This window comes from Betaproteobacteria bacterium, from assembly GCA_009693245.1.
Lineage (GTDB): Bacteria > Pseudomonadota > Gammaproteobacteria > Burkholderiales > SHXO01 > SHXO01.
Genome location: SHXO01000109.1, coordinates 1 through 9,737, shown reverse-complemented (window position 1 = coordinate 9,737; position 9,737 = coordinate 1). Strand labels below are relative to the sequence as shown.

The following is a 9,737-nucleotide window of genomic DNA, read 5'->3' as shown; positions in this document are numbered from 1 at the left end:
CGGCCAAGGGCATTCCGATGGCGTTACGTGAAAGACACGTCTTCATTCCTGGCATGTGGCGCGGGTTCCCGCACGCCAAACTGGGCCTCGTTTTCGCCCCTTGGAGTTCTGTCAACCCTCAACCGGCGATTAACCACGAAGAACACGACGGTACACGAAGGAAATACGAAGAAACATAGCGCGACTGAGGCTCACCAATCTGGTGAGAGCGATGCCGCTTCGATGTTTTTGATTTCCTTCGTGTACCGTCGTGTTCTTCGTGTGCAGTAGCTTTTTCTAGGTTTAAACGCAACTGCGATCCGGAGATCGGCTATCGCAAGACTACGGGTGTGGCTACGGAATCCGAATCACTTGTCTTCGTAGTAGGCGAATCGTCCCATTGCGGCACGCTACATCCTGGCAACGTACTTCCAGTGTCTCGAGAACTTACCTTGATTGCCGTTCATGCGGAGGGAGTCGGGTGTTCGCTTCCCGAACTGATTCCTTCCTGTAGACGGAGAAAAAGCCCATGACCGCTGTCCTAGAAGTCGCAATTCCGGATGTTAAACCCGGGCCGCAACCCGACGTCGCGCTGCGCGACGCGCTCTTCGAGCGCTTCCTAAACGCTAAGACGCACGCAACTATCCAAGTGGCTCAAGGATCTGAACCAGGATCAAAGCGGCACCCTCAAACAGAAAAGATCACGCCTTCGCGTCGCGTCGAAATATCGGGAAGGGTTGCTAACCAAGCCACCAACCCCAATCGGCCCAGGTTTCTTCACCATGGATAATGTGATTCCATTCGTGCGATGGCACCAGATCGTCAAACCCGAGAAAACTGAAAGCGCCTACTACGGCCCCTTCTATGAAGACATGGCGGATGCTTTCGGAGAGGACTGGGTACACGAGCAGTTCCCCATGAGCCAAGGAGTGGGCTGGAAAATAGATTTCCATCTGGGGCACCCGCAGCGGGGCGGGATCGGGATTGAATTCAAGATGCCTAGGAGTGCGCCCGACATGGACCGGGCGTTTGGCCAGATTGACTCATACCAAGCAGTCTATGAAGAGCGCTTGCTCGTTGTGCTCTTGGCCGATCATCTAGACGCCGCCAAGCAAAGTCACTTTGTGGCGCATATGGAGGCGAAGCAAATTAGGGCGATGGTGAAGTAGCGCTTTGCCCAGCGACCGCGAGCTACATTGCCCTCCTGGCAAGGATAAGGAGGGGCGTCAACTGAGTAGGTCACTCCAAAGGGTGCCCGAACGAAGTTGATTCAGCCGTCTACATGGTGTCTACATGAGGCCGAGAATAAAGTTCCAATCTCGTAAGCATATGATTATTGGTGCCGGGTAGAGGAGTCGAACCCCCGACCAACTGATTACAAATCAGCTGCTCTACCAACTGAGCTAACCCGGCTTGAGGGGTGAATTATACGAGGAGGGCTTCCGTTCGCGCTCTACGCTGCGAAGCCTGCGGGGGTCACTTCACCACGTGCAGTCTTGGGCGCCCTCCGGTGGGAGGGGACGGCGGGGTGCCTCCCTTCTTACGCGGCTCGGTTTCATCCTTTTTCGTGCCTTCTTCGCTTGCCTGCACGGGCGCGAAGGCTAGTCCTTGGCCATTCTCCTTTGCGAAAATGCCGGACACGGCGTTTATGGGCACGGACACTTCACGCGATACGCCTCCGAAGCGTGCGGAGAATTGCACCCGGTCATTTCCGATCTTGAGATTTCGCGTTGCGTCCGAACTCAGGTTTAGAACGATCTCGCCGTTGCGAACGAATTCTTGCGGAACGCGGGTGTCCTCGTTGACCTTGACCGACAGGAAAGGGGTGTAGCCGTTGTCGGCACACCACTCCCAGATGGCCCGGATCAAGTAAGGAGTAGTCGGGGTTTCTTTCACTTACGCATCACTTTTTCCGAGGGCGTGAGCGCCTCGATGAAGGCAGGACGGCTAAAGATCCGCTCGGCGTACTTTTGCAGCGGCGCCGCCTGTTTCGGCAGTTGAATGCCGTAGTACTCCAGCCTCCAGAGCAGCGGCGCGATGGCGACGTCGAGCATGGAAAACTCCTCGCCCAGCATGTACTTTTGCTTCAGAAACACTGGAGAGATTTGCGCCAGGCTGTCGCGGATGACGATGCGTGCTTTATCGGCGGCCTTGGTGGGGCCCTTTTCCAACGTTTCGATGTTGGAGAAGAGCTCCTTCTCGAAGCGAAACAGGAAAAGGCGCGCGCGGGCTCGCATGACCGGGTCCGCGGGCATGAGCTGCGGGTGAGGAAACCGGTCATCGATGTACTCGTTGATGATGTTGGACTCGTAGAGGATGAGATCGCGCTCGACCAATACGGGCACCTGGTTGTAGGGATTCATCACCGACAGATCCTCGGGCTTGTTGTACAAGTCAACGTCGATGATCTGAAAATCCATCCCCTTTTCTAACAGCACTATCCTGCAGCGCTGGCTGAAGGGGCAGGTCGTTCCCGAATATAAAGTCATCATGGCTGTTTCTGGCTCCCCTGGTTAATGAACATCCTTCCAATACTCTTTCTTGAGCAAGTACGCCAGAACGAATAGCACGCCCAATACCATGAGCACCACGTAGCCGATTTGCTTGCGCGTCGTTTGCGCGGGCTCGCCCATGAACACGAGGTAGTTGACGAGATCCGCGGTGAAGCGGTCGTACTCGGCAGGCTTGAGCGATCCCGTGGTTTCGAGCACAAGTTTCTTGATATGTTCCTTCCCATGAAGGCCCTCGCGCTCTTCCACCTTCATGACCTGCTGCCCTTGCAACTGCCAGAGCACGTGTGGCATGCCAACGCTAGGAAAGGCGATGTTGTTCCAGCCGGTGGCCGTTCCAGGATCGCGATAATAGCCGCGCAGGTAGGTATAGAGCCAATCGGCTCCGCGCGCACGGGCGATCACCGACAGGTCAGGCGGCGCCTTGCCGAACCAAGTTTTCTGGTCCGCCATGGGCGCGGCAACGCGCATCGTATCGCCCACCTTATCGGATATGAACATCAAATTATCCTTGATCTGAGCCTCCGAGAGGCTTAGATCCTTGAGACGGTTGTAGCGCATGTGTGCCGCGCCATGACAGTTCAAGCAGTAATTCACGAAGATCTTGGCGCCGTGTTGAATGGAGGCCACATCGCGCGTGTCGATGGGCGCCCGGTCAAGTTTGGCCTCCTCGGAAGCCATTGCGAAGGCCGGCAAGCAAAACAATAGGGCTAGCAGATTTTTCATGTTGTTGGGTCTCTTCACGGGCTGGCTCATTACATGGTGACCCGGCTGGGCTCGGGGAGAGTCTTGTCCGAGCGCGTATACCAGGGCATGAGAATGAAGTAGAGGAAGTAGATGAGCGTGCAAATGCGCGCGGCCACCGTCGCCCTTTCAGCTTCTCCCAGCCACGTCCCGAACTGCCCCCACACATTGGTGGGCGCCGTGCCCAGGTATCCGAGAATCAAGAACACCACGACGAACAATGTAAGCCAAGTCTTGAACTTGATTCCGCGATAACGAATGGATTTCACGCGGCCGCGGTCAAGCCACGGGAGGAAGAAGAACATGACCACGGCCAAGCCCATCGCCAAGACCCCGGGGAACTGCGAGCCAAAAAGCGGCGGCACCGCGCGCAGAATCGAGTAGTAGGGCGTGAAGTACCAAACCGGGGCGATGTGCGCCGGCGTTGCCAGCGGATCGGCCGGAACGAAGTTGTTGTACTCCAGGAAATAGCCGCCCATCTCCGGCGCGAAGAAAATGATGGCGGTGAACACCATGAGGAAGACCACCACGCCAACGATGTCCTTCACGGTGTAATAGGGATGGAAGGGGATACCATCCAGGGGTATGCCGGTCTTCGGATCCTTGTTCTTCTTGATCTCGATACCGTCCGGATTGTTCGAACCCACTTCGTGCAGCGCGATGATGTGCACGGCCACCAAGGCCAGCAACACCAAGGGCAATGCGATCACGTGGAAGGCGAAGAATCGGTTCAGCGTTGCATCCGACACCACGAAATCCCCGCGTACCCAGACCGACAAATCCTCCCCGATGAAGGGTACCGCGCTGAAGAGGTTGACGATCACCTGCGCGCCCCAGTAGGACATCTGTCCCCATGGAAGCAAATAGCCGAAGAAAGCCTCGCCCATCAAGCATAGGTAAATCATCACGCCGAACACCCAGATCAATTCCCGGGGCTTGCGGTGAGAACCGTAGAGCAACCCGCGGAACATGTGCAGATAGATCACCACGAAGAACATCGAGGCGCCGGTGGAATGGATATAGCGGATCAGCCACCCCCCTGGCACATCGCGCATGATGTATTCGACCGAGGCAAAGGCCCCGGCGGCATCGGGCTTGTAGTGCATGGTGAGAAAGATGCCCGACACGATCTGGATGACGAGGATCACCAAGGCGAGCGAACCGAAGAAATACCAGAAGTTGAAGTTCTTCGGTACGTAGTATTCGGAAAGATGTTCCTTCCACAGCTTGGTCAGCGGGAACCGGTCGTCTATCCATTGAATGAGCGCGCCCATGCCTTAGGCCTCCTTCTTGTCTTCGCCGATCAGCAGCCGGGTATCGCTGAGATAGGTGTGCTTGGGAATTCGCAGGTTGGAGGGCGCGGGGACGCCTTTGAACACGCGTCCGGCCAAATCGAACTTGGAACCGTGGCAAGGACAAAAGAACCCTCCCCGCCAACTCTCGCCCATGCCACTGTCGGCGCCCGCCTGAAGTTTGGCGGTCGGGGAACAGCCCAGATGCGTGCAGACTCCCTCGACGACCAGATATTCAGGCCTTTGCGAGCGATTCTTATTCTTGGCGTAAGTAGGTTGCATCGCCACTTCGGAGGCGGGATCGGCCACTTGGCTGTCGAGTTTCTGCAAACTCTCCAGCATCTGCTTGGTTCGATGCACGATCCACACGGGTTTGCCGCGCCATTCCACCGTGACGATCATGCCAGGTTCGATCTTGCTGATGTCGTATTCCACGGGCGCACCCGCTGCCAACGCCCTCTGGCTGGGAAAGAAACTCAACACAAAGGGCGTCGCCGCTCCAACCCCCGCGACCGCGCCTGCCGCGCTGGTGGCCGCCAGCAAAAAGCGCCTTTTCCCATTACCCACCGGATGATCCGCCATGCTCGTCATTACCTCATCGCAATGCCAAAGGATTGAATTCTATAGAATACGCGTGCAATTTTACACTCCAACGATAGAGTTTCGGCATTAAACTAATGATTATAAGAATGTTTTGGGTCGTTTAGACCATTTTGGAGAACGCTCGGTGAAAGCTCGAATCAAGTGGATGAAAGGGGTTGCCTTCCAGGCCGAAACGCAAAGCGGCCATAAAGTATTAATGGACGGCGCCCCCGAGGGCGGCGGAAAAAATCTGGGTCCAAGACCCATGGAGTTAGTGCTTGCTGGCGCGGGAGGCTGCACAGCCTATGACGTCATTGTCATATTGCGCAAGGCCCGCCAGCAGGTGACCGACTGCGTGATCGAGATGGATGCCGAGCGCTCAACCGAAGACCCGAAGGTCTTTACGCGCATTCACCTGCACTTCGTGGTGACCGGGCGCGGGGTTGAGGCCAAGCATGTGGAGCGGGCCATCAAGTTGTCCGCCGATAAGTACTGCTCAGCCACCGCCATGCTGGCAAAGACGGCCCTGGTGACACACGATTGGGAAATAGCCGAGGAAACCTCAGCCGAGGCGCGATAATCCTGTCAGAACACGCCCAGCGCAACGCATGGCAAGCCGGACGGGCGCAGGCAAGTCCTCGCCGCCAGAGCGCCTGGCGGCGATGGCATGCGCCGCCTCATCGCGCTGCATCTGTTCAATGACCGCCCGGCTTTTCGAATCGGAGGCCGGGAGAATTTTGAGATGAGATTCGAGATGGGTTTCCACTTGGCGCTCCGTCTCGGCCAGAAAGCCTAGATTCCAGCGGTCTCCCAGCAGGCCGAAGGCTATTCCCATGGCAAGCCCGCCTCCATACCAGAGCGGATTCAGAATACTTTTGCGGCCTCCTAGCTCGGCGATGCGCGCTTGCGTCCAGGCAAGATGGTCGGCTTCTTCACGCGCCGCTTGACGCAAGAGTGTCCGCAGGGTTTCGTCGCGCGCCACCAGGGACTGCCCTTCGTAGAGCGCTTGCGCGGCAATCTCGCCGCTGTGATTGACCCGCATGAGGGCCGCCGACCGGCGCCGGTCGGGGCCGGGAAGAGGATCTTGCGGAAGCTCCGCGGCGGGACTCGGCCTGGCACTACGAGCGGGCGCGAATAGGGTTCTAAGGGCCTGGTCTAGAACACTCAACACACGATCGGCGTGGCTTTGCGAGTTCATCAGCGCTTACGTAGGAAAAAAACGAACTCCGCGCTCGAAGTCTCGTGAGACAGCAGCTCGTTTCCAGTCTGCTTGGAAAAGGCCTGGAAGTCGCGCAGCGAGCCCGGATCGGTCGCGCGAATTTTGAGAACTTGCCCAGAGGTCATATCGTTTAGAGTCTTCTTCGTACGCAATATGGGCAAGGGGCAATTGAGCCCGCGCGCGTCCACTTCCCGGTCGAAAGATGCTTCCATTTATTTGTCCAACGCCACCAATTCTAGCCCCGCCCTGAGCCACCCCAGGATTCCGCCTTGCAGGTTGTGCAAATTGGAGAAGCCTTGACTGGCCAGGAACGCGCAAGCCTGCGCGGAGCGTCCGCCGGACTGGCAGTAGATCACCGTCGTCGCGGCTGGATTCAACTCGCCGGCGCGCTGCGGCAAGGCGTGCAAGGGGATGTGCCGGGTACCTTTTATGACTCCGCGCTCCACTTCGGCATCGGTGCGCACGTCGATCAAGGCGATGTGTCCGTCAGAGCGCAGTGCATCGAGTCCGCTAACATCGATTTGAGTAAACACTGGGGGCCGGCCGGTAATTGAGATAACGGGGAATCATACACCAGCGCCTGAAGTCGTGACTGTGGAGCGCTCCTTGAGCAGTTGGGTAATCCGGGTATCCGCGGCGTCCAGGCGATCCACCAGAAGCTCCAAGAAAGAGTCGGTGAACTGGTGGCGGCAAGCCTGGGGCGCGTTCGCGAGAGCCTCCGGCCGTATCTCAATATAGGAGACCCCGCTGATGGACACCACGCTGGCGCTACGCTTGGCTTGTTTCCTCGATAACCAGGCCATCTCGCCGAAACACTCGCCGGTACGAAGGACATTGAGTAGTTTGCCGCCCCGGGTAACTTTTACTTCACCGGCAATCAGCACGTAAAAGGACGCACCCTCATCGCCCTCGGCAATGATTTCCGTCTGCGGCTCCACCCGGCTCCAGGTGGCGACGTTCAAGGCCTGCCACAGATCGGCGTCGGCGAAGTTTCTAAAGAAGGGGAGACCTCGCACCGCGGCGAATTTCTCCGTATCCGGCAGGGCAAGGCCTGGACGCCCGATCTCGCTAAAGCACTTGACTAGATCTTGGGAGAGTTCGTCCCAGTTTTGATATCGCTTCTCCAAAGGCTTGTACAGGGCCCGGCGGACGATGAGATCGACGCTACTGGGAATCTCCGGGCGCAGGACGCTAGGCAACGGCGGATCGGTGTTGATGATCTGGAACACTACGCTGTAGTTGTTATTGGCCTTGAAGGGCAGGCTCCCTGTGAGTAACTGGTACATCACCACGCCCAAGGAGAATATGTCGGTTTGAACCGTAAGCGGCATATCCTGGCACTGCTCCGGAGACATGTAGGCCGGAGAGCCCACGCCACTTACTTGCGTGGTTTCCGCCGAGGCATAGAGGGCAGCGCCAAAATCCGAAATCTTGATATCCGTGCCACCCGCCATCAGGATATTGGCCGGCTTGATGTCCAGGTGGATGACGCCGTGCCGGTGGGCATGATCGAGTGCCTTGCAGGACTTGAAGATCACCTCTATTACCTTGCTGATGGGCAGCAAATTGTCCGGTCTCGCGAGCTCCTCAAGGGTCCCGCCGTTGACGTATTCCATGACGATGTAGTTGTCGTCATCGTCCGCCACCGCGTCGTAGATGGCCGCGATATGGGGGTGAGAGAGCTTGCCGGCCAGGGCTGCCTCGGCGAGGAAGAGCTTGCGAAAGCGCTTTCCGTACTCCTTGTTCTCCAGCATCTCGGGCTGCACGAGCTTGATGGCCACTTCACGATTGGCGAAGGGATCCTTGGCAAGGTACACCACGCTGGTGGCCCCCTTGCCAAGCTCTTTGATGACCTTGTATTTGCCGATTTTTTTCATGAGGGATACACGGAAGTACCCTCGCATTATCGAACCGCCCGGCGAAAAGCTTAGGCGCGAGTGCCGCTTCTTAAGCGCTTGTCCCGCCGAGCCAGCTACTTGCGCCGCAATTCGGCATCTTGGTGCTTGAGTTCCTTGAGCCTTGATTCGGCGCTGGAGGAATCGTAGTAGTCCCCGTCACCCGCGCGCAAGCCGATCTCGAGTTGTTCGATGGCCCCGGGCAAGCTTCCCTTTATTAAATAAGCCTCCGCCTGGGCACGGTGTTGTTGCAAGCGCTTGCCGAGGCCGGCGTAACTCTGCGCCTGCAATTCGTAGAGCCGGCCATCGTTGACTCCCGTAGCCAGGAGCGCGGTGGTTAGCTTTAGCGCTTCCGCAGGGCGTTTCTGTGCCAAAAGATGGCGGGCGTAGTCGGTCACCAGCGCACGATGCCTGGGATGCCTTTCGTAGGCCCGTTCGTAGAAAGCGGAGGCGCCTTGGGCGTCCGCGCTTCCCGCCAAAACTTGGCCCACCAGGGTATCCGCGATCGCATGATGCTTCGTGACGTCCAGCAAAGACGGCAGTTCCGCAACCGCCCGAGCGGTCTTCTTCGCTTCCAGCAAAGAAGCTACCAACCCGTAGCGGGCGGCGGCTTCGGAGGTGAATCGTTTCTCCTTCAACTGCGATTCGAAATAGGCCAGGGCCTCCTGCGCCCTCATCTGACGAACCTGAAGTTTAGTGCGCAGTAGAAGAAAATCGAGAGAATCTGGAACCTGCCGGTAAGGCAAAGCCTCCACGCGATTTTGAATGTCGGCAATGCGCTCGTAGGTCACGGGGTGAGTGCGCGCGTAGGACGGCGCGTTGGAATCGTAGACGCGGGTTGCGCGCTGCAAGCGCTCGAAAAATACTGGCATGGCACGCGCGTCGAACCCCGCTTGCTCGAGCAACTGAACTCCGATTCGGTCGGCTTCGCGCTCGTGGTCGCGAGTGAAGTTAAGCTGGGTTTGGATGCTGGCGTACTGTGCCCCCGCCATCGCGGCTTGGGCGAGATCGGGGCTTGAACGCGCCGCGAGTATCGCGAGCGCCAGCGCGGCGATGGAGGCCACTTGCGATTTCTGCTGCGCCGCGATCAATCGCGCCAAGTGGCGCTGAGACACATGCGCCACCTCGTGCCCTAAAACCGACGCAAGCTCGGACTCCGATTCGGCCGTTAACAACAGGCCCGTGTGCACACCGATGAATCCGCCTGGGAGGGCGAAGGCATTCACCGACGGATCGTCGATTCCGAAGAACTCGAACGCAAAACGCAAATCTTGGCTTTGGAACGCAAGCCGGTGGCCTAAAGCGTTGAGATATTCCACCACCTCCAAATCATCCAAATAGGCACGATTCCCACGGATTTGTTGCATGATGCTCTCGCCCAAGCGCCGTTCCTGCTGCGCCGAAATGGCCGTCTCGGAAACATCCCCCAGGTCGGGCAAGTTGTCGGCGGACCAGGACAGCGCGCTTGAAGCGAGCAGGATCGCCAAGAAGGGGAATCGAAGAGTCATGATGCTAT

General features: G+C 57.8%; 12 protein-coding genes and 1 tRNA gene. 2 read left to right on the top strand and 11 right to left on the bottom strand.

The window, feature by feature from the left end; genetic code table 11:
* Positions 1–761: 761 nt before the first annotated feature.
* Entirely contained in the window at positions 762–1,148 is a 387-nt protein-coding gene (locus EXR36_14550) for a hypothetical protein (GenBank protein MSQ60816.1), read from the top strand.
* Between the two features lie 168 nt (positions 1,149–1,316).
* Here EXR36_14550 and EXR36_14545 read toward each other — a convergent pair.
* The 6 genes from EXR36_14545 to petA form a co-directional block, all read right to left on the bottom strand.
* Positions 1,317–1,392: transfer RNA gene (locus EXR36_14545), tRNA-Thr, on the bottom strand.
* Between the two features lie 63 nt (positions 1,393–1,455).
* The gene (locus EXR36_14540) at positions 1,456–1,875 is read right to left on the bottom strand and encodes a ClpXP protease specificity-enhancing factor (GenBank protein ID MSQ60815.1); all 420 of its coding nucleotides are present in this window, start codon (positions 1,873–1,875) and stop codon (positions 1,456–1,458) included.
* Entirely contained in the window at positions 1,872–2,471 is a 600-nt protein-coding gene (locus tag EXR36_14535; GenBank protein ID MSQ60814.1) for a glutathione S-transferase, read from the bottom strand. Before EXR36_14535 ends, EXR36_14540 begins: the two co-directional genes overlap by 4 nt.
* 21 nt (positions 2,472–2,492) lie before the next feature.
* Positions 2,493–3,215, bottom strand: coding sequence for a cytochrome c1 (locus EXR36_14530; GenBank protein ID MSQ60813.1), 723 nt, complete (start codon positions 3,213–3,215; stop codon positions 2,493–2,495).
* Between the two features lie 29 nt (positions 3,216–3,244).
* On the bottom strand, positions 3,245–4,507 hold the full coding sequence (locus EXR36_14525; protein ID MSQ60812.1) for a cytochrome b: 1,263 nt from the start codon (positions 4,505–4,507) through the stop codon (positions 3,245–3,247).
* A 3-nt stretch (positions 4,508–4,510) separates the two neighbouring features.
* Positions 4,511–5,107: a ubiquinol-cytochrome c reductase iron-sulfur subunit gene (petA, locus tag EXR36_14520; GenBank protein MSQ60811.1), complete on the bottom strand. Its 597-nt coding sequence runs from the start codon at positions 5,105–5,107 to the stop codon at positions 4,511–4,513.
* 145 nt (positions 5,108–5,252) lie between these two features.
* On the opposite strand from petA, the gene EXR36_14515 reads away from it, so the two are divergent.
* Entirely contained in the window at positions 5,253–5,687 is a 435-nt protein-coding gene (locus EXR36_14515; GenBank protein MSQ60810.1) for an OsmC family protein, read from the top strand.
* Here the strand turns inward: EXR36_14515 and coq7 are convergent.
* The 5 genes from coq7 to EXR36_14490 all read right to left on the bottom strand — a co-directional run bounded on the left by coq7 (position 5,670) and on the right by EXR36_14490 (position 9,729).
* Positions 5,670–6,305: a 2-polyprenyl-3-methyl-6-methoxy-1,4-benzoquinone monooxygenase gene (coq7, locus tag EXR36_14510; GenBank protein ID MSQ60809.1), complete on the bottom strand. Its 636-nt coding sequence runs from the start codon at positions 6,303–6,305 to the stop codon at positions 5,670–5,672. The two genes, EXR36_14515 and coq7, sit on opposite strands and share 18 nt — an antisense overlap.
* A complete protein-coding gene (locus tag EXR36_14505) occupies positions 6,305–6,538 on the bottom strand; it encodes a sulfurtransferase TusA family protein (protein ID MSQ60808.1) in 234 nt (77 codons plus the stop codon). The genes coq7 and EXR36_14505 overlap by 1 nt, the downstream gene beginning before the upstream one ends.
* The gene (locus tag EXR36_14500; GenBank protein ID MSQ60807.1) at positions 6,539–6,859 is read right to left on the bottom strand and encodes a rhodanese-like domain-containing protein; all 321 of its coding nucleotides are present in this window, start codon (positions 6,857–6,859) and stop codon (positions 6,539–6,541) included.
* 33 nt (positions 6,860–6,892) lie between these two features.
* Positions 6,893–8,203 carry a cyclic nucleotide-binding domain-containing protein gene (locus tag EXR36_14495; protein MSQ60806.1) on the bottom strand — a complete coding sequence of 437 codons (1,311 nt, stop codon included), beginning with the start codon at positions 8,201–8,203 and terminating at the stop codon, positions 6,893–6,895.
* Positions 8,204–8,298: 95 nt separating this feature from the next.
* Positions 8,299–9,729, bottom strand: coding sequence for a M48 family peptidase (locus EXR36_14490; GenBank protein MSQ60805.1), 1,431 nt, complete (start codon positions 9,727–9,729; stop codon positions 8,299–8,301).
* Positions 9,730–9,737: the final 8 nt, after the last annotated feature.

What these genes read in the sequence shown, in the direction of transcription:
- EXR36_14495 (MSQ60806.1), bottom strand. Translation starts at nt 8,203, where the DNA reads ATGAAAAAAATCGGCAAATACAAGGTCATCAAAGAGCTTGGCAAGGGG.
- EXR36_14505 (MSQ60808.1), bottom strand. Translation starts at nt 6,538, where the DNA reads ATGGAAGCATCTTTCGACCGGGAAGTGGACGCGCGCGGGCTCAATTGC.
- EXR36_14535 (MSQ60814.1), bottom strand. Translation starts at nt 2,471, where the DNA reads ATGATGACTTTATATTCGGGAACGACCTGCCCCTTCAGCCAGCGCTGC.
- petA (MSQ60811.1), bottom strand. Translation starts at nt 5,107, where the DNA reads ATGGCGGATCATCCGGTGGGTAATGGGAAAAGGCGCTTTTTGCTGGCG.
- EXR36_14490 (MSQ60805.1), bottom strand. Translation starts at nt 9,729, where the DNA reads ATGACTCTTCGATTCCCCTTCTTGGCGATCCTGCTCGCTTCAAGCGCG.
- EXR36_14525 (MSQ60812.1), bottom strand. Translation starts at nt 4,507, where the DNA reads ATGGGCGCGCTCATTCAATGGATAGACGACCGGTTCCCGCTGACCAAG.
- EXR36_14530 (MSQ60813.1), bottom strand. Translation starts at nt 3,215, where the DNA reads ATGAAAAATCTGCTAGCCCTATTGTTTTGCTTGCCGGCCTTCGCAATG.
- EXR36_14550 (MSQ60816.1), top strand. Translation starts at nt 762, where the DNA reads ATGGATAATGTGATTCCATTCGTGCGATGGCACCAGATCGTCAAACCC.
- coq7 (MSQ60809.1), bottom strand. Translation starts at nt 6,305, where the DNA reads ATGAACTCGCAAAGCCACGCCGATCGTGTGTTGAGTGTTCTAGACCAG.